Origin of the sequence: Polaribacter marinaquae (assembly GCF_038019025.1) — a bacterium.
GTDB lineage: Bacteria > Bacteroidota > Bacteroidia > Flavobacteriales > Flavobacteriaceae > Polaribacter > Polaribacter marinaquae.
Genome location: NZ_CP150496.1, coordinates 1,328,484 through 1,352,832, shown reverse-complemented (window position 1 = coordinate 1,352,832; position 24,349 = coordinate 1,328,484). Strand labels below are relative to the sequence as shown.

Sequence of the window (24,349 nt, the reverse complement as noted above, 5' to 3'; positions counted from 1 at the left end):
TTTACAAGAGAAAACTCGTTAGTACTTAAGAACTTTAAAAGAAAACAAAATGGTAACATTTTTTCAAGAAAATAAAGAATTGTTAGAAGAAACAGTTTCCGAAGAAAAAACACTTTCTATCTATAATTTAATTATGGATGGAGGTATTGGAGGTCAAATAATAATAGCAATCCTATTTCTTTTATTAGCTGTAGGATTGTACATTTATTTTGAAAGATTTTTTGCTATAAAGGCAGCTTCTAAAGTAGATAAGAATTTTATGGATCAGATTAAAGATTATGTGTCAAACGGTAAGTTAGACGCTGCTAAGTCTTTGTGTGATAGTAAAAATACACCAACTGCAAGATTAATTAAAAAAGGAATTACTAGAATAGGAAAGCCTTTAGAAGATATTAATACAGCAATAGAAACCGCAGGTAAGTTAGAAGTGTATCAACTAGAAAAAAATGTGAGTGTGCTTGCAACTATTGCGGGTGCTGCACCAATGATTGGTTTTTTAGGAACCGTAATAGGTATGATTGTAGCTATTCATGAAATTGCAAATGCTGGCGGACAAATAGATATAAAAATGCTTTCTGATGGACTTTATACCGCAATGACTACAACTGTGGCTGGTTTAATTGTAGGTATTATTGCGTATATAACTTACAATCATTTAGTAGTAAGAACAGATAAAGTAGTATATCAAATGGAAGCTAAATCTGTAGAGTTTTTAGATTTATTAAACGAACCTGTTTAGTATGAATTTAAGAGGTAGAAATAAAGTAGATCCGTCTTTCAATATGTCTTCAATGACAGATATTGTTTTTTTATTACTGATATTTTTTATGCTAACTTCTACGCTAGTAACAGTTAGTGCTATAGATGTTATTTTGCCAAAAGCAGGAGGTAAAACAGAAAACAGCAAATCAGTTGCTGTTACAATTACCAATAATTCATTATTTTATATTAATAAATCTAAAGTAACTTCTTCGGATTTAGAAAGCGAAATTTTAAAAGAAGTTGGCACGGATAAAAAGAAAACGATTGTTATAAGAGGTGATCAAGATGTTCCTTATAAAAATGTGATGAAAGTAATTGATATTGCGAATAAGAATAAATTAAAAATGATTTTAGCTGTTAAAGGTAAATAAATGGCAATTTTAGATACAGGACATAAACGTAAATCTGCACTAATTACAGCAACAATCCTGATTTTATTAATCTTCGGAATTTATAATTATGGAATGCAGTATTTAGATCCGCCAGAAGAATATGGTCTTGCTATTAATTTTGGAGATTCTAATGCAGGAAACGGAGAGCCAGTTGTTAAATCAAAAAAAATAGCACCTAAAATAATTGAGAAAGAAGAGGTTGTTGAAGAGGTAGAAGAAACAATTAAAGAAACTGTAAAAGAAGAAGTGATTACACAAGAAACAACTAAGGAAGTGCCAGTTGTTGAAAAAGTGAAAGAACTAAAAAAAGAACCTACTAAAGAAGAAGTGAAAAAAGTTCTTGAAAAGAAAAAGCCTAAACCAAAACCATCAAAAGAAAATCAAGATGCATTAAACAAATTGTTAAATGGTAATGATATGTCTGGAGAGCCTAAAGGAGAAGGTGATGATAAGGTTGAAGGTGTTAAAGGGAATGAAGGAGGTGATGATAAATCCTCTAAATACTATGGTAATAAAGGTGCTGGTTCTGGCGGAAACTACAATCTTGCAGGTAGAAAAGCATTGTCTAAACCAATCAATCAACCAGATTGTAACGAAGAAGGTATCGTGGTTGTTAAGATTAGAGTAAATAAAAATGGTAAAGTAATTTACGCAAAAGCTGGTGAAAAAGGAACAACAAATAGTAAGCCTTGTTTAGCGAAACCTGCAGAAGCAGCCGCTCTTAAAACAATATGGAACCCTGATAGTGATGCGCCAGCAGTTCAAACAGGTACAATTATTTATAAATTCTCTTTATCTAAATAATCACTTACATTTGCCTTAAAAAAGTTACTTTTTTATAAAAGTATTATTTCATTAAAATGACCTACAAAGAAACTTTAGATTGGATGTTTTCGCAATTACCGATGTATCAAAAGCAAGGTAAAACAGCGTTTAAAAAAGACTTAACCAATATTTTAGCATTATCAGAAAAGCTAAATTTTCCAGAGAAAAAAATTAAAACAATTCATGTTGGAGGTACTAACGGAAAAGGTTCTACAAGCCATATGTTGGCGTCAATCATACAAGAAGCTGGGTATAAGGTTGGCCTGTATACGTCGCCCCACTTAAAAAATTTTACAGAACGAATTAAAATTAACGGAGAAGAAATTCCAGAACAAAACGTTACCTCTTTTATTAATAAGAATAAAGCCTTTCTAGAAAAACAACAACTTTCTTTTTTTGAAATGACTGTAGGTTTGGCTTTTGAATATTTTTCAACAGAAAAAGTAGATATAGCAATTATTGAAGTTGGTTTGGGTGGTAGATTAGATTCTACAAATATAATTACACCAGAAGTTTCTGTAATTACAAATATTGGATTAGACCATACACAGTTTTTAGGAGAAACTTTACCAGAAATTGCTTTCGAAAAAGCCGGAATTATAAAAAAAGGAGTTGCGGTTGTAATTGGTGAAGAGCAGGAAGAGGTTAAGCAGGTTTTTGTAAATAAAGCCTTAAGTGAAAATGCTTTAATTGAGTTTGCATCAGGTTTCGAAGAGATATTTAAAACCGATTTGTTGGGGGATTATCAGAAGAAAAATGTTAAAACTGCAGTTAGAGCAATTAAAAAACTAGAAGGTTTCAAGGTAACAGATGAGAATATCAAAAAAGGATTATTAAACGTAGTAAAAAATACAAGTTTAAAAGGAAGGTGGCAGATTTTGCAGGATTCTCCTAAAGTTATTTGTGATACCGCTCATAATAAAGAGGGATTAAGTATAGTTTTAAATCAGTTAAAAAACGAGAGGTTTGTAAATTTACATATTGTTTTAGGCGTTGTTTCTGATAAGAAGTTAGATGAGGTTTTACCTTTATTTCCTAAAGATGCTAATTATTATTTCTGTAAACCAGACATTCCAAGAGGATTACCTGCGGCTATTCTTGAAGAAAAAGCAAAAGAATTTAAGTTATTCGGAAAAACTTTTCTCTCAGTTAAAAAGGCGTTTGGTAAAGCTGTAAGTATTGCTAATCAAGATGATATAGTTTATGTAGGAGGAAGTACTTTTGTAGTTGCAGAAATAATTTAAAGAAAGTTTGTTTTTTATTTGGTAGGTTTAAAATCTATCTTATATTTGCATCCGCTTAGGGCAATTAGCTCAGTTGGTTCAGAGCACCTCGTTTACACCGAGGGGGTCGGGGGTTCGAATCCCTCATTGCCCACCAAGTAAATCCTACTAGAAATAGTAGGATTTTTTTATTGAAATTGTTTGATTAAAATAATTATTTATTTTTAAGAAAAAATTTCTCTAGATTAAAAAAACATTATATATTTGCATCCGCTTAGGGCAATTAGCTCAGTTGGTTCAGAGCACCTCGTTTACACCGAGGGGGTCGGGGGTTCGAATCCCTCATTGCCCACTAAGTAAAATCCTTCACAATTTGTGAGGGATTTTTTAGTTTTATGTAAATCTAAAATCTCACAAGTGGTTCTTTTTTATTACATTTGTTTTCGTGAGAAAAGGTAAAAAGAGCACAATGGATATAGATTTATCAGGAAAAAAAATACTTGTTACAGGAGGAGCCGGATTTATAGGTTCTAATTTGTGTGAAGTATTACTGGCTAAAGAAAATGCTGTAGTTTGCTTAGATAATTTTTCAACAGGAAAAAGAGAAAATATTCTATCTTTTTTAGAGAATCCTAACTTTACTTTAATTGAAGGTGATGTAAGAAATATTGAAACTTGTTTAAAAGCAAGTTTAAATGTAGATTTTGTATTGCATCAAGCAGCATTAGGTTCTGTGCCTAGGTCTATTAAAGATCCAGTTACTTCAAACGAGGTTAATGTTGGTGGGTTTTTAAATATGTTAGTTGCGGCTAAAGAAAATAAAGTAAAAAGGTTTGTTTATGCTGCAAGTTCATCAACTTATGGTGACTCAGATTCATTGCCAAAAGTAGAATCTGTAATAGGAAAACCTTTATCGCCTTATGCAATTACTAAATATGTTAATGAGCTTTATGCAGATGTTTTTAGCAAAACATACGGGATAGAAACTATTGGTTTAAGGTATTTTAATGTCTTCGGAAAAAGACAAGATGCTAATGGTGCTTATGCGGCTGTTATTCCTAAATTTATTAATCAGTTACTTAAATTAGAATCGCCAACTATTAACGGGGATGGTTTACATTCTAGAGATTTTACGTATATTGATAATATAATTCAGATTAATTTATTGAGTTTAGTTGCTGATAAAAACGCTATAAATACAGTTTACAATGCGGCTTTCGGAGATCGAAATTCATTAAATGATTTAGTTAGTTATTTAAAAGAGTTCTTGTCAGAATATAATTCAGAAATAAAAAATATTGATGTAATTCATGGTCCTAATAGGTTAGGAGATATTCCGCATTCTCATGCAGAAATCAAGAAAGCCAAAGAATTTTTAAATTACAATCCTAAATATTCTTTAAAAGAAGGGTTGAAAGAGTCTATAAAATGGTACGTAGAAAATTTATAAATGAGTAAAATAAAAATCACAATAATCGGTTTAGGGTATGTAGGGTTGCCATTGGCTAGACTTTTTGCTACAAAATATGCTGTAGTTGGTTTTGATATCAACGAAAATAGAGTTGCTGATTTAAAGACAGGTGTCGATTCTACTTTAGAAATAGAAGAAGATGTTTTAAAAGAGGTTTTAGTTGATGATAATAATCACGAAAAAGGATTGTTTTTCACAACGTCTAAAGAAGATATTAAAGATAGTAATTACTACATAGTTACAGTTCCAACTCCCGTAGATAAAAATAACAGACCTGTTTTAACTCCTTTAATAAAAGCAAGCGAACTAATTGGAGGTGTGCTAAAAAAGGATGATATCGTTATATATGAATCAACTGTTTATCCAGGAGCAACTGAAGAAGATTGTATTCCGGTTTTAGAAAATATTTCTGGTTTAGAATTTAATAAAGATTTTTTTGCAGGTTATTCGCCAGAAAGAATAAATCCAGGAGATAAAAAACATACTGTCGATAAAATATTAAAAGTAACATCGGGCTCTAATAAAGAAACCGGTATTAAAGTTGATAAATTATACAATTCTGTAATTACGGCAGGAACCCATTTGGCATCATCAATTAAGGTTGCAGAAGCTGCAAAAGTTATCGAAAACTCTCAAAGAGATATTAATATTGCTTTTGTAAATGAGTTGGCGAAAATTTTTAATTTAATGGATATTAATACACAAGATGTTTTAGCCGCTGCTGGTACAAAATGGAATTTTTTACCATTTAAACCAGGTTTGGTTGGCGGACATTGTATTGGTGTTGATCCATATTACTTAGCGCAAAAAGCCCAAGAGTTTGGGTATCATCCAGAAATTATTCTTTCTGGTAGAAGAGTGAATGATAGTATGGGGAAATATGTTGCTTCTGAAGTTGCGAAACTAATGATAAAAGAAGGTGTTGAGGTTAAAGATGCAGCTGTGTTGGTGTTGGGTATTACTTTTAAAGAAAATTGTCCTGATGTTAGAAATACAAAAGCAGTTGATGTTGTAAATGAGTTAGTTGATTTTGGAACAAATGTTACAATTTTCGATCCATGTGCAGATCCTGCTCAAGTTAAAAAAGAATACAATTTAGAGTCTCAAACTACGTTACCAAATAAAAAGTTTGATGCAATTGTGTTAACAGTTTCTCATAAGGAATATAAAACGATAAATTTGAATTCTTTAAAAAATGAGAAAGCTGTAGTATACGATGTTAAGAATTTTTTCGATTCAAAAGTAGTAGATAAATCATTATAAAGATGAAAAACTTTGCATTAATAGGTGCCGCAGGTTACATTGCACCAAGACATTTAAAAGCGATAAAGGATACTAATAATAATTTAGTTGCTGCTTTAGATAAATTTGATTCTGTTGGTGTAATGGATAGCTTTTTTCCGAATGCAGATTTTTTTGTTGAATTCGAGAGATTTGATAGGCATATAGAGAAGTTAAAGAGAAATCAAAATACAAATTTAGATTACGTAAGTATTTGTACTCCTAATTATTTACATGATTCTCACATAAGAATGGCGTTAAGAAGAGGTGCAGACGCTATTTGCGAAAAGCCAATTGTATTAAATCCTTGGAATATTGATGCTTTAGCGGCAATTGAAAAAGAGTCTCAAGGTAAAATAAATACCATTCTTCAGTTAAGATTGCATCAATCTATTATTCAATTGAAAAATAAAGTAGATTTAGCAAATAAAAAAGGGAAGTACGATATTGATTTAACATATATTACTTCGAGAGGTAAATGGTATGATATTTCATGGAAGGGTGATGAGGCTAAATCGGGCGGAATAGCAACTAATATAGGTGTTCATTTTTATGATATGTTGTCTTGGATTTTTGGAAAAGTTCAAAATAATGTTGTTCATTTAAGAGAAAAAAACAAAGCTGCCGGTTTTTTAGAGTTTGAAAATGCAAGAGTGCGTTGGTTTTTATCTATCGACGAAAATGATTTGCCAAAAGAGGTTAAAGAGAAATTACAACGAACATATAGATCTATAACTATTGATAATGAAGAGCTAGAGTTTAGTAATGGGTTTACAGAATTGCATACCAAAAGTTATCAAAAGATTTTATTAAATGAAGGTTTTGGGTTGGATGAGGTAAAAAACTCTATAGAAATCGTTCATGATATCAGAAATAAAGCTATATTACAAACAGGTGAAAAACACCCCTTTGTAAAGTAAATAATTAATCTATATTTGCATTAAAATTTAAAAATGAAGAAAAAAGCAATCATCGTATCTGGTTACTTTAACCCGATTCATAAAGGACATTTAGAGTATTTTAATAACGCTAAAAATTTAGCAGACGAATTATTTGTAATTGTTAATAGCGATTTACAAAGAGCGTTAAAGGGTTCTAAAGAATTTCAAAAGGAAGAAGAGCGTTTATTTATTGTTCAGAATATAAAAGCTGTTGATAAAGTATTTATATCTATAGATAAAGATAGAACGGTTTGTGCTTCAATTAAACATCTTCATGATACTTACGGAGACGAATATCAATTAGGTTTTGCAAATGGTGGAGATCAAAATAATAATTCTATTCCAGAGGTGCCAATTTGCAAAGAATTAGGTATTGATTTAATTGATGGTTTAGGAGATAAAATACAATCATCTTCTTGGTTGTTAAATAAAAAATAAAGAAATGAAAATAGGGATAACTTTTAGTGCGTTTGATTTGTTACATTCAGGTCATATAAAGATGTTAGAAGATGCTAAACGCGAGTGTGATTATCTAATTTGTGGTTTACAAACTGATCCAACTTTAGATCGACCGGAAAAAAATAGACCAGTACAATCTGTAGTAGAAAGATATATTCAGTTGAAAGGATGTAAATATGTAGATGAAATTGTTCCTTATGCAACAGAGCAAGATTTAGAAGATGTTTTAAGATCATTTAAAATCGATGTTCGTATTATTGGTGATGAGTATGCAAGTAAGATGTTTACTGGTAGACAGTATTGCGAAGAAAAAGGTATAGAATTATATTTCAATAAAAGAGAGCATCGTTTTTCTAGTAGCGGATTGCGTAAAGAGGTGCAAGAAAAAGAAAATTTAAAAGTTAAGGACAAATAGTTTATGAATATAGCTGTTATAGGCTCTGGTTATGTAGGTTTAGTTTCTGGGACTTGTTTTGCTGAAATGGGAAATAAGGTAACTTGTGTTGATATTGATCAAAATAAAATACAGAAATTAGAACAAGGGATTATTCCTATTTTTGAACCAGGCTTGGAGCAAATGGTTTTAAAAAATGTAAAAAATAATAATTTGTTTTTTACAACGCAATTAGGTGAAGCAATTAGCGATGCCGAAATTGTGTTTATTGCTGTTGGTACGCCAATGGGAGATGATGGTTCTGCAGATTTGCAATACGTTTTAGCGGTTGCTAAATCTATTGGAGAAACTATGGGTAAAAGATTAATTGTTGTTGATAAATCTACAGTTCCTATTGGTACTGCAGATAAAGTGAAAGCAACAATTCAATCTGAATTAGATAAACGAGGAGAAAATATTGAGTTTCATGTCGTATCAAATCCGGAATTTTTAAAAGAAGGTGCAGCTATTGATGATTTTATGAAACCCGATAGAGTGGTGATAGGTTCAGATTCCGATTATGCTTTTGATAAAATGAAGCAATTGTATTCTCCTTTCTTTAGAACACATGATCGCTTTATCACTATGGATATTCGTTCTGCGGAAATGACAAAATATGCTGCAAATACAATGTTAGCAACAAAAATTTCATTTATGAATGAGATCGCGAATATTTGTGAAAGGGTTGGTGCAGATGCCAATAAAGTAAGAATTGGTATTGGCTCAGATAAAAGAATTGGTTACAGTTTTATTTACCCTGGCGCAGGTTACGGAGGCTCATGTTTTCCTAAGGATGTTAAAGCTCTAAAGAAGATTGCCGAAGAAAATGGTTATAAAGCAAATTTAATTGAGTCTGTTGAAAACGTTAATGATGCTCAAAAATTAGTGATTGCTAACAAAATAGTAAAACGTTTTGGAGAGGACTTAACAGGATTTACTTTTGGTTTATGGGGATTAGCTTTTAAGCCAGGAACTGATGATATGAGGGAAGCTCCGGCTATTTATATCGTTAAAGAATTAGAAAAAAGAGGAGCAAAAGTAAACGCTTATGATCCGAAAGCAATAGAAGAGTCTAAAGAGTTTTACTTAAAAGATGCAAAAAATATAAAATATTGTAATTCTAAATATGAAGTTTTACAAGGTGCTGATGCCTTAATTTTGTTAACAGAATGGAAGGAGTTTAGATCTCCTGATTTTGAAGAGATTAAAACACAATTGAAATTACCAATTATTTTTGATGGTAGAAATCAATATAATGCATTTAATTTAGGAGACAATGGATTTGAATATTTTCAAATTGGAAAATAGTTTGTAATGAATAAACATACAAAAATTTATATTGCTGGTCATCGCGGAATGGTAGGGTCTGCAGTTTGGAGAGCTTTAGAGAAAAAAGGTTATACAAATCTAATAGGTAAAACAAGTAAAGAATTAGATTTAAAAAATCAAGTAGACGTTCTCGATTTTCTCGTGACAGAAAAACCAGAGGCTATTATTGATGCAGCTGCAAGAGTTGGTGGGATTTTAGCAAACAATGATTTTCCATACCAATTTCTAATGGAAAACATGCAAATTCAAAATAATTTAATTGATAGTGCTCTTAAATCTGGTATCAATAAATTTATTTTTTTAGGAAGCTCTTGTATTTATCCAAAGTTGGCTCCACAACCACTTAAGGAAGAATACTTGCTAACAGACTCGTTAGAGCCAACTAACGAATGGTATGCAATTGCAAAAATAACAGGTGTAAAAGCTTGTCAAGCTATCAGAAAACAGTTTAAAAAAGATTTTGTGAGCTTGATGCCAACAAATCTATATGGATATTTTGATAATTTCGATTTAGAAACATCACATGTTTTACCTGCAATGTTACGAAAGTTTCATGAAGCTAAAATTAATGGAAATTCAGATGTGACGTTATGGGGTAGTGGAACACCAATGAGAGAATTTTTATTTGTAGAAGATATGGCAGAAGCAGTAGTTTACGCTTTAGAGAACAAATTGCCAGAATACTTGTATAATGTTGGTTCTGGTAAAGATATTACAATAAAAGAACTGGCAGAAACCATTCAAAAAGTTACAGGACACGAAGGTGATATTGTATGGGATGCTGAAAAACCAGATGGAACGCCAAGAAAATTAATGGATGTGTCAAAAATGCAACATATCGGTTGGGAATACTCAACAGAATTACAAGATGGAATTGAAAAAACCTATGAATGGTTTTTAGAAAATATTGAGAATATAAAAGAAGTAAAGTTAACGTAGACTTTGACAAAGACGAAGATGAAGACGAAGGAGAAAATAGAGACGTAGACATTGAAGGATTTTAGAAAATATGATATTTGGACAGATAGTATGGAACTTGTTGATTACGTTTATTCGTTTGTAGAAGCTTTTTCCAATTCCGAAAAATATGGATTGAGTTCTCAGATAACACGATCTGAGGTTTCAATTCCTTCAAATATTGCAGAAGGAGCATCTAGAAATTCAGAAAAGGATTTTGCAAGGTTTTTGAAAATAGGATTGGGGTCAGCTTTTGAATTAGAAACACAATTAATCATAGCTGAAAGAATAAAGTATATATCAGAATCTCATATAGAGGAAAGTATTTTGAAGCTAAATAGTTTACAGAAAAGAATATACGCACTGAGAAGAAAAATTATAAATTAAAAGACAAAGACAAAGACAAAGACAAAGACAAATTAGTCTAAGTCAAAGTTTAAGTCAATGTCATTTTTTGAAACAAAAAATATGAAAGTAGCATTAATCACGGGGATTACAGGTCAAGATGGATCGTATTTGGCAGAACTATTATTGGAAAAAGGATATATGGTTCATGGTATTAAAAGAAGAGCTTCTTTGTTTAATACGGATAGAATAGATCACTTATATCAAGACCCACACGACCCCAATCAAAGATTAAAATTACATTATGGCGATTTGACAGATTCAATGAATTTAACGCGAATCATACAAGAATGTCAACCCGATGAAATTTATAATTTAGGAGCAATGTCGCACGTTAAAGTTTCGTTTGATATGCCTGAATATGTAGGAAATGTTGATGGATTAGGGACACTTAGAATATTAGAAGCAGTTCGATTGTTAGGATTAACAAATAAAACTAGAATTTATCAAGCTTCTACTTCAGAATTGTTTGGTGGTTTACCTGAAAATAAAAATGAACGAGGATTTTATGATGAAAATTCCCCTTTATATCCTAGATCTCCCTATGGAGTAGCTAAAATATATGGTTTTTGGATTACTAAAAACTACAGAGAAGCATATAACATGTTTGCTTGTAACGGACTTTTGTTTAATCATGAATCTCCTAGAAGAGGAGAAACTTTTGTAACAAGAAAAATTACACGTGCTGTTGCTAAAATTGCTTTAGGCTTGCAAGAAAAAGTGTATTTAGGAAATCTAGATGCAAAACGTGATTGGGGACATGCAAAAGATTATGTACGTATGATGTGGATGATTTTACAAGCAGATCAACCAGAAGATTGGGTAATTGCTACAGGAGTTACAACTACTGTTCGTGATTTTGTAAGAATGGCTTTTGGTGAAGTAGGAATAGAATTAGAATTTAAAGGAGAAGGTGTTGACGAAAAAGCATTTGTTACAGCTTGTAATCATAAAGACTTTCAAGTCGAAATAGGTAAAGAAGTTTTATCAATAGATCCTACTTATTTTAGACCAACAGAAGTTGATTTACTATTAGGAGATCCAACAAAAGCGAAAGAAAAATTAGGTTGGGTTCCAGAATATGATTTGGCTGCCTTAGTAAAAGATATGATGCAAGGAGATGTTGCCTTAATGAAAAAAGATGTTGATTTGTTAAAGGCAGGTCATGAAATTTTAAAGCAGGCGGAGTAACGTTTTAATTAAAAATTAGTATTTACACTAAGAGGTAAATGCAACTTTACATTATTACTAAAATAAAAAGATCATTGAGTTTTAATTCAATTTTTACAGGAGTACTTTGGACAAGTATTCAATTTGTTATAGATATAATATTCCGTTTTGCAGTTAGGTTTATATTAGCCAAATTATTGTTACCTAGTCAGTTTGGTTTGGTGGGTATGTGTACAGTGTTTATTGCAGTTGCTGGTGCTGCATCTGAATTAGGGATGTCAGCAGCTTTAATCCAAAAAAAAAATGACCATGAAGCTGAGGAAATGTACCCTACGGCTTTTTGGTCGGGATTAATTTGGGGAGTGATAATTTATAGTGTTTTAAGCTTATTGATTACGCCTTTAGCTGCTAGTTTTTATGACGAACCTAAACTTAAAGTTTTAATACCAGTTTTAAGTTTAGGTATGCTTTTAAAACCTTTTAATTTAATTCAGACGGTAATATTAACAAGAAGTATGGATTTTAAATCTTTGGCAAAAATTTTAAATACTTCTTCGATTATTGCTGGAGTTGTTTCTTTAATTAGTGCCTATTTTTTTAACTTTGGTGTATGGGCTTTAGTTTTAAATAATGTTTTAGCAGTAATGATTTCTGTACCTTTACTTTTTTATATTACAAAATGGAAGCCTATTTTAATTTGGAATAGACAACATTTTAAAAGTATATTCGGTTTTGGAGCTTACTCTTCAGGTACATTAATATTTAGTACGTTAACATATAATGTAGATAATTTATTGATAGGAAAAATGTTAGGGTCGTCGATGTTAGGTTCGTATACACTTTCTTTTTCGTTAACCGAACAAATAAGACAAGCCATTAGCGGTGTTTTAAATAAAGTATTGTATCCCGTTTTTGGTAAAAATCAAGAAAATAAAATTAAACTAAAGAACTATTTTCTGAAAATAGTAAATCTTAATTCTATTGCTATTTATCCGTTAATGAGCTTTATATTCTTGTTTGCAACAGAAATTATTGATTTTTTTGGAGAAAGGTGGTCAGATGCTATTATTCCATTAAAAATAATGTGTATCGCCATGATGGTACATTTATTAATAAATTCTTTTACTTCATTAATTAGAGGGTTAGGCAAGCCTGCGTTGGAAATGAAAATTATTATGGGATTAACAATTTTTGTTTTAATTCCTTCATTGTACTTTGGTATTTTGAATTTTGGCTTAATAGGGGCTGCATTGGCTATATTATTAAATAAATTAGCTCTTGTAATTGTAGGTGTTTATGTATTGAAAAATGAAATTAACCTTTCTATAAAAGAATTAATTTATTCGATTAAAGGAGCGGTTGCTTCTATTATGTTAGCTACAACAGTTTTTTTGTTATTTAAGAACTTTGTTTATGATAATGTAGTCTTTTTAATGATATTATTTGTTGTTACCTATTTAATTACAGTATTTATATTAGAAAAGAAAAATATAAATCTTTTATTATCTAAATTAAAATGAAAAAAATATTAATAAAAATATACAAATTTCAAATACGTTTTAGGACTCAAATTTTACCAAAATTATTTGTTTTCAATCCTTTTTTAAGTAGTTTATATTATTTGTTGTTTTCTAATCAATTCAAAAGAGAGCAACATGCCGTTTTAAAAGGTAAAATGAAGCATTTAAAAGATTTAAAGTTTCATAAAAACAATATTTATACATTAATAAGGAATGTACATAGAGTTGAAAAAGGGTTAATAATGAAAGAGCGTAGATTAATTTTTGCAGTCGATTTTATCTCTGAAACTATGGATGCTTTTATAGCTTTATGGAGTGTAGAAAAAATTTCAAAAAATGCCCAGTACCAATGGTTTTATGATGTTTTAAATGAATATTTTGAGGTTACGGGTAGTCATAAAGTGATTGACTCTGAAAGAGCTAGGTTTAAGGAGCATACAAAAAAATATATTGAAAAAAAATCAAATAATAATACCATTAAAAATTCTCCTTATAGAAGACATTTAAAAGTAGAATCTAAAATATCATATGATCAATTCTATGATTTAACTGTTTATAGGCGCTCAGTAAGGTGGTTTCTTGATAAAAAGGTTTCTCATGATTTAGTTGATAAAGCGATACTTGCAGCCAAGCAATCTCCAAGTGCTTGTAACAGACAGCCATTTAAATTTAGAATTTTTGATGATCCAATTTTACTTAAAGAAGTAGCTAATTTACCTATGGGGGTAAAGGGATACGTTGAAGGAATTCCAATGATGATTGCCGTAGTGGGGAACTTAGATGCTTATTTTGATGAACGAGATAGACATATAATTTATATTGATGGATCTTTAGCAAGCATGACATTTATGTATGCTTTAGAAACTCTTGGGTTAAGTAGTTGTGCTATTAATTGGCCTGATATTGAGCATTTGGAAAAGAAAATGGAGATGACATTAAAATTAGAAAAACATGAAAGGGTTATAATGTGGATAGCTGTTGGTCATCCAGACCTTGATTTAAAGGTAGCTTACTCTGGAAAAAGAGAGATAAGTGATATAAGAACATACAATAAATAAAGTTATGATTATACAAATTGACGGTACCAATACATTAAACAAAGGAGCAGAATTAATGTTGGTTGCAATTATTGAACAAATTGAAGAAAAATACCCTAGAGCTAAGGTAATTTATAATTCCAATCATACAAATGAAAAAAAATTAAACATTAAAACTGACTTAAATATTAAAAAAAGGTTTTGGCTAAAAAATGGAAGATTACCGATAGCTCTTTTATCTCGGTTAAAATTGCCTTATACCTTTTTTACATCTAAATATGCTTTAAAGAATATCGATATTGTTCTAGATGCTTCTGGTTTTCAGTTTTCTGACCAATGGAACTATTCAAAAGAAAGGTTAAATATATTAGAGAATTACCTTAGAGATTTAAAAAAATATAAATCTAAAATTGTTTTTTTACCACAGGCCTTAGGTCCTTTTGAAACTGAACCTGGAAAAAAAGCAGTAGAAATTATTAATGAGTTTTCGGATATTATTATTGCTAGAGAGCAAATTTCCTATGATTACGTAATTAATGCAGGTGCAAATAAGAAAAAGGTTTGGAAACATCCTGATTTTACCCTACTTGTAAAAGGTATTTTTCCGGAAAAATATAATCATCTAAAAGGAAAGGTTTGTATTATACCAAATATTAAAATGGTGACGCATACTAATGCAGGGGATAGCGAATATTTAGAGTTTTTAAAGAAAATTATTTTGGTATTTAAGGAGTTAGGTAAAGATGTTTTTATCTTAAACCATGAAGGTTCTGGAGACTTAAAAATTTGTAACCAATTAAATTCTTTATTTGATGATTCACTTGAGATAGTTACAGATTTAAATGCCAAAGAAGTAAAAGGGGTTATTGGGGCGTCATTTATAACTGTATCATCAAGATTTCATGGTGTTGCAAGTGCATTAAGTCAAGGTGTTCCTTGTTTGGCTACAAGTTGGAATCATAAATATAAAATGTTATTTCAAGATTATGACCAACAAGATCAGATTATAAATGTTAATGACGATTGGTTGACTACCAGGATAAAGGTGATTGAAACATTTAATAACCATAAAGAGATTAACAAAGCATTAAGTGCTAAAAAAGAATTTTTAGCTATTGAAATTCAATCTATGTGGAATAAGATTTGGAGTAATTAAGTTAAAAAAAGAGTAATTAATCTTTATTAATATTTTACTTAACACTTAATAGAGTAATGATTAAAAAAATCTATGTTTATCTAGTAGTTAGTAATAATTGGGCTAGATAAAGTTTAATTTAATTAATGATTTGGGTAAAACAATATATGAGGCTATAGTATGGATGATACGAGATGGAGTAGCTAAAGATTTATTTATAGATGTTGGAGTTCGAGTATTAATTAATAAAAAGTTATCTAAGGAGTTATTAACAAATTTAAAGAACTAATTATTGCATTTTTTGTGCTATTAAATGTTATTAGGTACTCGTATTGAAATTTTAAAATTTATGAGAAAAAAAATATTATATGTTCACCATTCAGGTGCCATGGGTGGTGCTCCAAAAAGTTTAGCTTTCTTAATTAAGGAACTCGATAAAACTATATATGAACCTGTTGTATGGATGATGCGGGATGGTGTAGCTCGAGATTTGTTTATTGAAGCAGGTGCAGAGGTTGTTTTCAATAAAAATAAATGGTTACAACCTTTTCATGGGACTACTGTTTCAGGGATGAATCCAATGTTGTTTTTTAAAAATATTATTGGATATTTACCAACTTATTTTCATGCGAAAAAAGTTCTAAACAGAATAAAACCTGATATAGTTCATCTATCTACTACATGTTTGTTTCATTTTGCAAAAGCTGCATCGAAATTAGATAAAAACATTAGAGTTATATCTCACATAAGAGAGCCTTTATTACCAAATTTTTTTGGTAATATTTTAGCAAATCAAAATTTAAAATATGTTGATTTTTTTGTTGCAATAAGTAAAAATGATGCGAAACCATTTTTAAATATTAAAAATAATGTATCTGTAATATATAACTTTGTTAATATTGATGAGTATAACTTTGATAGTTTAACTAGAAAAAAAATTAGAAATGAACTTAAAATTGAAGATAAGAACAGACTATTAGTGTCATATTTTGCCAGAGTATCAGCGGAGAATGGAGTTTCTAATATTTTAAAGCTCGCTAAAGAATTACCTAATGTGCAATTTGCAATTTTTGGATTTAAGAATCAATCTAGTTATGAAAAAGAAATTTTAAATAATAAGGTATCAAATGTTTTATTGATGCCTATGGTGGATAATGTAAATGATTATTTATGTGCTTCAGACTTATTGATAAGTCCGTTTATTGAGCCTCATTTTTCTAGAGCAGTTGTGGAGGCATCTGCGATTGGTTTGCCTTCTGTTGTTTCAAATGTTGGGAGTCAGAATGAATTGGTTAAAAATAATAATACAGGTATTTTGTATGATACTGTAATTGAAGCAAAAGAAGCTATATTATTTTTCGATAAAAATAGAGAAGTAATTAAGGATTATGGTGCTAATGCTAGAAATTTTGCAGAAAAATTTTTTTCTGCAAAATTGAATTCTAAAAAAACCTTTGAATTGTATGATTAAAAGTGTTATTCTCTTTTTTAGGTTTATTCTTTCTGGTTTAAATTATTTATTTAATTTATTAATGTTTAAAGTTAATGGAGTTGAAGTTAATTCTTTTCTAATTAATGGTAGGATACTGGTGAGAAATAAGGGGAGTATAAAGTTAGGGGCAGGTTTTACTGCTAATTCGGGTAAAATGATAAATCCAATTGGGGGTGATACGTGTTTAAGATTAATATGTTCTATTGATGGAATGTTACACATTCATGAAAATGTCGGCATTTCTAATTCTACTATTGTTTGTTGGGATAAAATTATTATTCATAAAAATGTACTGATAGGCGGAGGTTGTAAGATTTGGGATACTAATTTTCATTCTATAAATAGTATAGATAGATTAAATGGAGATATGTCAATTAAAACTAGTCCTATTGAAATTATGGAAAGTGTTTTTATAGGAGCAAATTGTACCATTTTGAAAGGAGTTTCTATTGGTGAAAATTCTGTAATTGCTGCAGGAAGTGTTGTTACTAAAGATATACCAAGTAATCAAATTTGGGGTGGTAATCCAGCAGTGTTTATAAAAAAAATATAATTAATTTATTTTTAGTTCTAATGAAACAAATTAAAACAGAACCAGTTATAACCATTATCACATCAACTTTTAATGCTGTTAGCGCTTTAAGTATAACAATAGATTCAATCCGTAACCAAAATTATACAAATATACAATGGATAATTATTGATGGGAAGTCGACAGATGGAACAGTGGAGTTAATAAATAAAAATGAAGATATTATTGATTTTTGGCTAAGTGAAAGAGATGAAGGTATTTATGACGCATGGAATAAGGGTGTAAAACATATAAAAGGAGAGTGGGTTATATTTTTGGGAGCTGGAGATGTTTTGTATTCAAATAATGTACTTAGTAATATGGCCTCTCATCTTTCCGATGCTTTTCCTAAATATAATTTAGTTTATGGTAAGGTAGATGTAGTAAATGACGATAATGAGTCAGTTGCTGATTGGGGAGAGCCTTGGGAGTTGTTAAAAAATAAAACGGAGTCTATAAGAATTGCATTACCTCCTCATCCAGGTAGTTTTTTACATGTTTCTTTTTTTTGTGAAAAAAAGTATTTATTTCCAACTAGTTTAAAAATTGCCGGTGATACGCATTCGCTAATGACTGCTGTAATAGATAAAGAACCTCTATTTGTGCCAATTTATATTGATAAAATGCTCTTTGGAGGAGTATCGACTACCGGTAAAAACTTATTATTGATCATTAAAGAATTAAAATTTATTAACCAAGAATTTAATGTAAATTTACCTTTTTTTATTTATTATTGGAATCTTAGTAAAATTTATATAAAGGCATTTGTGAATATTGTATTTCCGGAAAAAATTATTGGTTCTTTATACAATAGTTTTTTAAAGGTAAAATACAGGTTCAAATAGGAGCTTAATGAAAGATATAATTCAACATAATTACGATAGCCTGTTAGACAAATATAAGAAGATACCTTTATATTTTTTTTTCTTATTATTTACAATTCCACCTGTATTTATAGGCTTATTTAATTCAAGTTCATATGCAGAAGGTATTATTTTTTTTGAAATGATATTTTTAGCATCGATACTGTTAAATTTAAAAAGGAAATTAGATTTAAGGTTCAAAAAGAAATATTTAGGGATTTTTATAATTCTATTATTTAGTTTTATTTTTTTTCATTCAGCTCTTATCATGGTTGTATTAGATTATTCTTTTAATCTAACTAAATTTTTTGTTACGTATTTAGGTTTATTAATCACATTTCTATCAGCATGGCTTTTTGGTAATTTAATTATAAATCAACGTGCAGAAAGTTTAAATAAAATTGTAATTTACTTGATGTTTTTTTTAATTTTAAATATATTTTTTTCTTATTTGGGGCTAAACTTAGGTGATGGATGGTCTCCAGTCGGTATATACCCAGAGCCTTCACATGTAGCTATTTTTTTGGCCCCATTATTAATTTATGGTTCTAGGAAACGATTAAGAGGTAATAAAATATTTTTACTAATATTTTTGCTATGGGGCGCTGTAGATAAAAATTTAACAATTATATTGGTAGTTTTATTTTCTTCTCTTTTTTATATAGTTAAGTTTAGAGATTTTTTTTTATCTATTATTTTATTTGTGTTTTTAAGTGTTTTAATATGGCCTTTTATTGATACAGATTACTTTTCAAGTCGAATTAACTTAAATTCGGATAATGCAAGTATTTCTAGTTTAGTTTTTTTAAAGGGTTGGGAGAATGCGGTTGAATCTTTTACCAAAACAGATGGCATTGGCTTAGGTTATCAGCAACTAGGCTACTCAAGTATAATTACAAATAATGGAAATGCTTTTAAAGAACTTTCTAATTATAATTTAGAGGAACTAAATAAATATGATGGAGGAAGTATTTCCCCTAAATTAATAGCCGAATTTGGAGTTTTTTCTGTTTTTTTTATTATTTTATATTTGGTAGGCTTTATAAAATTAATATTTAATTTGAATAATATTGAAAAGAGAGCTGGAATGATTTTTTTAGAATGTTGTTATCTAGGTTTATTTTTTGAATTATTTATGAGAGGTGCTGGATATTTTACAATTGGTACGTTTCTATTTATAGCAGCTGCAACTAATTTAAAAATCTCAAAACATGGAAGGAATTAGAATTAAAAAAATACAATGAGTCATATTCAAATACACGCAACAAATATCAACGGCTTAGGAGCTTCACAAGTTGTAATTTCATTTCTTGATGCTTTTGTAAAAAGTGAAAATTCTGATAAGGCAATGATACATTTGCCTAATTGTGGGATTTTAAAGGGCTATCAACCTAGTAAAGGTATGGTAAAAAGGTTTAATAGAATGTTGCCCAATTCCATTTCTCGTTTGTTAGAATGCTTATTTTCAAGATTTTTTTTTGAGAACATTCCTACCATTGTTTTAGGAGATATTCCATTAAGAGGAATTAAAGATCAAGTTGTACTAGTACATCAGCCAAATTTAATATATCCTAAAATTAATTATTCTTCTAGCACGAGTCTTATATTTAGAGTAAACAGATTTTTATTTACTATCAATCATAAATTTGCAAAAAAAATAATTGTACAAACAGGTGCGATGGCAAAAGATATGATTGCTTCTTACCCTAGTATTAAAGATAAAGTTATTATATCTCCTCAACCCGTACCGAACTGGTTATTTCAAGAAAAAATTGTAGAATTTAAGAATAATGATAAGGTAGTACTATTTTATCCAGCTGCTTTTTATCCTCATAAAAAACACGATTTTTTATTAAAAATAAATAACTTTATTAAGGTTCATAATATAGATATTTCTAATTTCGAAATTTTGTTAACATTAACAAAAGAAGAGTTCGCTTCATTAAAAGGGATTAAGTTTTTAAAAAACTTGGGAAGGCTAAATAGTGTAGAGATGAATAATTACTATAGAAAAGTTGATGCATTATTATTTTTGTCTTCAATGGAAAGTTATGGCTTACCATTGGTTGAAGCTCTAACTATAAACTTACCTATTGTAACTGTAAAGTTTGACTACGCTACTTGGTTATGTGAAGATTTAGCTTATTATTTTAAACCTTATGAAGAAAAATCTTTTTTGACTGCTATTGATAATTTAACGAGTGATCTAAAAAAAAATAAATCAATAAATTATAATAAAGTATTAAGTAAATTTCCAGAATCCTGGAAAGAAGTTGTTTATGTTTATGAAAATGCGTTAAATGATTAATTCATTATGAAAATTTCTATAATAACAGTCTGTTACAATAGCGAGAAGACTATTGAAAAAACATTTCAATCTGTACTAAGGCAATCCTATAAAAATGTTGAATATATTGTTGTAGATGGTGGCTCTAAAGATGCTACTATAGATTTGGTAAAGAAATACGAATCTATAGTGTCTAAATGGGTATCTGAACCAGATAAAGGTTTGTACGATGCTATGAATAAAGGGATTGCAATTGCTACAGGTGATCTAGTGGGGGTTTTAAATTCTGATGATATTTTTACAGATGAAAAAGTGCTAGAAAATGTAGCTAATTTTCATATGGATAATCCAAATATAGATGCCTCTGTAGGTAATATTTTACAATTTAATGAAGAAGGAAAAACGGTCAGAAAATACTCTGCAAAAAATTGGAATCCAGAGAAATTAAAAATAGGCTTTATGCCAGCGCATCCAGCTATTTTTTTTAAAAGAGGTTTATTTGGTAAATATGGATTATACCATTTAGATTTTACCATTGGAGCAGATTACGAATTAATTACGCGTTTTTTCTTAAAAGAGAACATCTCTTGGAAATTTTCTAATATTACTACTACTTCTATGTTGATAGGTGGTGTAAGTAGTTCTGGAGTTAGTAGTTATCAATTAATCTCTAAAGAGATAAAAATAGCATTGTCTAGAAATAATATAAAATTCAGTTACTTAAAAGTACAATTAAGAGGTTTTTGGAAAGTAATCGGTTTTTTAAAAAAGAATTAGTTTGAATAAAAATACTCATATAATAACAGGTAACAAAGGATTTGTAGGACTTAATTTGACCGATTATTTAGTCCAAAAGAAAAAAGAGACTACGGGTGTCTCTAGAAACCCGACTAAAGATGAACTAAGTTATGAAACTTTAAGTTTAGAAAAATTGAACCAAGCTAAGAGTTTTATCCATTTAGCAGGTAAAGCACACGATTTAAAGAAAACATCAGAAGATAAAGAGTACTTTGAAGTAAATTCAGAGTTAACAAAAACTTTGTTTAACCAATTTTTAAAAAGTGAATGTGAAATTTTTATTTATATGAGTTCTGTAAAAGCAGCTGCAGATGAAGTAGAAGGTGTTCTAACCGAAGAAGTAACACCAAATCCAGTAACGGTGTATGGAAAATCTAAATTAGCAGCAGAAAAATATATATTATCTAAAGAGATACCGGATGGTAAGAGGGTGTACATATTAAGACCTTGTATGATTCATGGGCCAAATAATAAAGGAAACTTAAATCTGCTATACAGTTTTGTGTCTAAAGGAATTCCTTATCCTTTTGGTAAATATGAAAATAAAAGATCTTTTGTTTCAGTAGAAAATTTGTGTTTTGTGATTAATGAATTAATAGATAACACTAATATAGAATCGGGAGTTTATAATGTTGCCGATAATGAATCACTATCCACAAAAGATTTGGTGAAAATAATGGGAGAGGTTACAAATAAACCTGCTAAAATTTTGAAGACGCCTAAGTTTTTAGTGAGCACTTTAGCCAAATTAGGTGACATCTTACCTTTACCAATAAATTCGGAAAGGTTACAAAAGTTAACAGAAAACTATGTTGTTTCTAATCAAAAAATTAAAAATCGGATAGAAAAAGAATTACCTTTATCCGCAGAAAAAGGAATAGAAAAAACGATAGCATCATTTTAATATTTATGAAAATCTACGTACTTGTTACATTACTTTTAGCAATATTGTCTTATGTATACTTAAAACTAGCAATTAAATTTAAGATAATTGATAAACCAAATCAAAGAAGTTCTCATACAAAAATTACTGTTAGAGGTGGCGGAATTATTTTTCCGATTGCCATTCTATTGTTTTTTATTTTAAACGATTATCAATACCCTTATTTTGTTTTAGGCGTATTTTTGATTTCAGTGATTAGCTTTTTAGATGATATTTATACCTTAAGCTCTAAAATTAGATTTCCTTTTCAGTTTTTAGGTGTCTTTTTAATTTTATATCAAGTTGATTACCCTTTTTCTCCAATTTATTTATATGTTTCATTCTTGTTTTTAGGCATTGGAGTTGTAAATATGTTCAATTTTATGGATGGTATTAATGGCATAACGGGCTTATATTCTTTAGCAGTGATCTCGGGGTTGTTTATGATTAATAATACTGAAAATATTGTCGATAATAATTTGTTAATATATACAGCAATATCCTTGGTTATTTTTGGATATTATAATTTTAGAAGAAAAGCACTGTTTTTTGCAGGGGATATAGGTAGTATAGCAATAGGGTTATTTATGTATTTTGTAGGTTTTTTAATGGCAATAAAATTAGCATCACCATTAATCTTATTGATAATAATTGTTTACGGAGCCGATGCTGGAAATACGTTGCTGTACCGTAAAATTTTTACAAAAGAAAGCATTTTCGATCCACATAGGCATCATATTTATCAAAAATTAGTAGATGTTTATAAAATTTCTCATTTAAAGGTTGCGGGTATTTATGCAATACTGCAATTGCTTGTTAATTTTATAGTTTATAAAACGTATAATCTAAAATTGTCAATACAGTTTATCGTTTTTTTTGCATTAATATTTATTTTTATCTTGGGTTACATATTTTTGTTTAGGAAAATAAAACAAGATTTAGCTTTAAAAAATGAGTAAAAGAATAGCGCTTTCGAGTAGTAATATCTCTGTGGATTTACCTTCAGAAATAAATACTACTAATTATAATGTTATTGCTGATTTTGAAGGTAAACTCGAAAAATACCTTGGAGCAAAAAAACATGTTGTAGCTCTAAATTCCGGGACTTCTGCTATTCATTTAGCTTTAATTTTAAGCGGAGTTACAGAAGGAGATGAGGTTTTATGTCAATCTTTTACCTATGTTGCAACGGCAAATCCTATTTTATATCAAAAAGCAAAACCAGTTTTTATTGATAGTGAGTCAGATACTTGGAATATTTGTCCGAAGCACTTAGAACGAGCAATTAAAGACAGAATTGCCAACGGGAAAAAGCCTAAAGCAATTATTATCGTTCATTTGTATGGTATGCCATGTAAAATTGAAGAAATTGTGGCTATTGCAAAAAAGTATCAAATAATTTTAATTGAAGATGCTGCGGAAGCACTAGGTTCAATGTATAAAGAACAAAAATGTGGTACTTTTGGAGATTTTAGTATCTTTTCTTTTAATAATAATAAAATAGTATCATCATTTGGCGGAGGCGTATTAATATGTAATTCCATAGAAGAAAAAGAAGAAGCTATTTTTTTGGCAACGCAAGCTAAAGATAAATCAGAATACTATTCACACTCTAGGTTAGGTTTTAACTATAGAATGGGTATTCTATCTGCCTTTATTGGTACTGAAGAATTAAGTTATTTAAATGATTATGTAAGTGCAAGAATTGCGAATCATCAAAATTATAAAAGGCTTTTAGAAGTTGTTAAAGGTGTTTCTTTATTCAAAGAAAACGATGATTTTATGAAGTCAAATCATTGGTTGAGTTGTATTTTAATTAATTTTAAAACATTAAAATTTACTTTTAAAGAATTACGAGATCAATTAGAAAAAGATAATATCGAATCAAGACCGCTTTGGAAACCCTTGCATTTACAACCAATTTTTAAGAATTGTGCTTATTACGGAGGAAATGTTGCCGAGAACTTATTTAAAAAAGGTTTATGTTTGCCATCTAGCGCCAATTTAACAAAAATCGATTTTAAGAGAATATCAAATTCAATTCAGAAATTTTTGTAAATTCGTTTTTTATATCCT

25 protein-coding genes and 2 tRNA genes are annotated in these 24,349 nt (G+C 29.5%); all 27 read left to right on the top strand.

All coding sequences use genetic code 11. The annotated features are described in order from the left end of the window. Positions 1-49 precede the first annotated feature (49 nt). Positions 50-739, top strand: coding sequence for a MotA/TolQ/ExbB proton channel family protein (locus WG950_RS06215; protein ID WP_340934932.1), 690 nt, complete (start codon positions 50-52; stop codon positions 737-739). A 1-nt stretch (position 740) separates the two neighbouring features. After that, the gene (locus WG950_RS06210; protein WP_340934930.1) at positions 741-1,133 is read left to right on the top strand and encodes an ExbD/TolR family protein; all 393 of its coding nucleotides are present in this window, start codon (positions 741-743) and stop codon (positions 1,131-1,133) included. Beyond that, complete coding sequence (locus WG950_RS06205; RefSeq protein WP_340934928.1) at positions 1,134-1,958, top strand: energy transducer TonB; 825 nt, start codon at positions 1,134-1,136, stop codon at positions 1,956-1,958. Positions 1,959-2,014: 56 nt separating this feature from the next. Next, on the top strand, positions 2,015-3,223 hold the full coding sequence (locus WG950_RS06200) for a folylpolyglutamate synthase/dihydrofolate synthase family protein (RefSeq protein WP_340934927.1): 1,209 nt from the start codon (positions 2,015-2,017) through the stop codon (positions 3,221-3,223). Between the two features lie 58 nt (positions 3,224-3,281). Beyond that, a tRNA-Val gene (locus WG950_RS06195) sits at positions 3,282-3,359 on the top strand. Positions 3,360-3,479: 120 nt separating this feature from the next. Further along, a tRNA-Val gene (locus WG950_RS06190) sits at positions 3,480-3,554 on the top strand. Positions 3,555-3,671: 117 nt separating this feature from the next. Beyond that, positions 3,672-4,652 (top strand): SDR family oxidoreductase, encoded by a 981-nt coding sequence (locus WG950_RS06185; RefSeq protein WP_340934926.1) that lies wholly within the window; start codon positions 3,672-3,674, stop codon positions 4,650-4,652. Beyond that, the gene (locus tag WG950_RS06180) at positions 4,653-5,936 is read left to right on the top strand and encodes a nucleotide sugar dehydrogenase (protein ID WP_340934924.1); all 1,284 of its coding nucleotides are present in this window, start codon (positions 4,653-4,655) and stop codon (positions 5,934-5,936) included. It begins immediately after the preceding gene. Positions 5,937-5,938: 2 nt separating this feature from the next. Further along, positions 5,939-6,874, top strand: coding sequence for a Gfo/Idh/MocA family oxidoreductase (locus WG950_RS06175; protein ID WP_340934923.1), 936 nt, complete (start codon positions 5,939-5,941; stop codon positions 6,872-6,874). A 33-nt stretch (positions 6,875-6,907) separates the two neighbouring features. Beyond that, complete coding sequence (locus tag WG950_RS06170; protein ID WP_340934922.1) at positions 6,908-7,333, top strand: adenylyltransferase/cytidyltransferase family protein; 426 nt, start codon at positions 6,908-6,910, stop codon at positions 7,331-7,333. 4 nt (positions 7,334-7,337) lie between these two features. Further along, entirely contained in the window at positions 7,338-7,769 is a 432-nt protein-coding gene (locus tag WG950_RS06165; protein ID WP_340934920.1) for an adenylyltransferase/cytidyltransferase family protein, read from the top strand. A 3-nt stretch (positions 7,770-7,772) separates the two neighbouring features. Continuing rightward, complete coding sequence (locus WG950_RS06160; protein ID WP_340934918.1) at positions 7,773-9,095, top strand: UDP-glucose/GDP-mannose dehydrogenase family protein; 1,323 nt, start codon at positions 7,773-7,775, stop codon at positions 9,093-9,095. Positions 9,096-9,101: 6 nt separating this feature from the next. Next, positions 9,102-10,055: a GDP-L-fucose synthase gene (locus WG950_RS06155; protein ID WP_340934916.1), complete on the top strand. Its 954-nt coding sequence runs from the start codon at positions 9,102-9,104 to the stop codon at positions 10,053-10,055. A 51-nt stretch (positions 10,056-10,106) separates the two neighbouring features. Next, complete coding sequence (locus tag WG950_RS06150) at positions 10,107-10,460, top strand: four helix bundle protein (RefSeq protein ID WP_340934914.1); 354 nt, start codon at positions 10,107-10,109, stop codon at positions 10,458-10,460. 81 nt (positions 10,461-10,541) lie between these two features. Then, positions 10,542-11,669: a GDP-mannose 4,6-dehydratase gene (gene gmd / locus WG950_RS06145; protein ID WP_340934912.1), complete on the top strand. Its 1,128-nt coding sequence runs from the start codon at positions 10,542-10,544 to the stop codon at positions 11,667-11,669. Positions 11,670-11,743: 74 nt separating this feature from the next. Next, positions 11,744-13,168 carry a lipopolysaccharide biosynthesis protein gene (locus WG950_RS06140; protein WP_340934911.1) on the top strand — a complete coding sequence of 475 codons (1,425 nt, stop codon included), beginning with the start codon at positions 11,744-11,746 and terminating at the stop codon, positions 13,166-13,168. Beyond that, positions 13,165-14,226, top strand: a complete 1,062-nt coding sequence (locus WG950_RS06135) for a nitroreductase family protein (protein WP_340934909.1) — start codon at positions 13,165-13,167, stop codon at positions 14,224-14,226. Before WG950_RS06140 ends, WG950_RS06135 begins: the two co-directional genes overlap by 4 nt. Before the next feature lie 4 nt (positions 14,227-14,230). Further along, positions 14,231-15,361, top strand: coding sequence for a polysaccharide pyruvyl transferase family protein (locus tag WG950_RS06130; RefSeq protein ID WP_340934908.1), 1,131 nt, complete (start codon positions 14,231-14,233; stop codon positions 15,359-15,361). A 328-nt stretch (positions 15,362-15,689) separates the two neighbouring features. After that, positions 15,690-16,811 carry a glycosyltransferase gene (locus tag WG950_RS06125; RefSeq protein ID WP_340934907.1) on the top strand — a complete coding sequence of 374 codons (1,122 nt, stop codon included), beginning with the start codon at positions 15,690-15,692 and terminating at the stop codon, positions 16,809-16,811. Further along, the gene (locus tag WG950_RS06120) at positions 16,804-17,385 is read left to right on the top strand and encodes an acyltransferase (RefSeq protein WP_340934906.1); all 582 of its coding nucleotides are present in this window, start codon (positions 16,804-16,806) and stop codon (positions 17,383-17,385) included. Before WG950_RS06125 ends, WG950_RS06120 begins: the two co-directional genes overlap by 8 nt. A gap of 20 nt (positions 17,386-17,405) precedes the next feature. Further along, complete coding sequence (locus WG950_RS06115) at positions 17,406-18,248, top strand: glycosyltransferase family 2 protein (protein WP_340934903.1); 843 nt, start codon at positions 17,406-17,408, stop codon at positions 18,246-18,248. 7 nt (positions 18,249-18,255) lie between these two features. Then, positions 18,256-19,491 (top strand): hypothetical protein, encoded by a 1,236-nt coding sequence (locus WG950_RS06110; RefSeq protein WP_340934901.1) that lies wholly within the window; start codon positions 18,256-18,258, stop codon positions 19,489-19,491. A gap of 15 nt (positions 19,492-19,506) precedes the next feature. Next, positions 19,507-20,574, top strand: a complete 1,068-nt coding sequence (locus WG950_RS06105) for a glycosyltransferase (protein ID WP_340934899.1) — start codon at positions 19,507-19,509, stop codon at positions 20,572-20,574. A 6-nt stretch (positions 20,575-20,580) separates the two neighbouring features. After that, positions 20,581-21,330, top strand: coding sequence for a glycosyltransferase family 2 protein (locus tag WG950_RS06100; RefSeq protein ID WP_340934897.1), 750 nt, complete (start codon positions 20,581-20,583; stop codon positions 21,328-21,330). Position 21,331: 1 nt separating this feature from the next. Further along, positions 21,332-22,255, top strand: a complete 924-nt coding sequence (locus WG950_RS06095) for an NAD-dependent epimerase/dehydratase family protein (RefSeq protein ID WP_340934895.1) — start codon at positions 21,332-21,334, stop codon at positions 22,253-22,255. Positions 22,256-22,260: 5 nt separating this feature from the next. Then, positions 22,261-23,232 carry a glycosyltransferase family 4 protein gene (locus WG950_RS06090; protein WP_340934892.1) on the top strand — a complete coding sequence of 324 codons (972 nt, stop codon included), beginning with the start codon at positions 22,261-22,263 and terminating at the stop codon, positions 23,230-23,232. Next, positions 23,225-24,331, top strand: a complete 1,107-nt coding sequence (locus WG950_RS06085) for a DegT/DnrJ/EryC1/StrS family aminotransferase (RefSeq protein WP_340934890.1) — start codon at positions 23,225-23,227, stop codon at positions 24,329-24,331. The genes WG950_RS06090 and WG950_RS06085 overlap by 8 nt, the downstream gene beginning before the upstream one ends. Positions 24,332-24,349 lie beyond the last annotated feature (18 nt).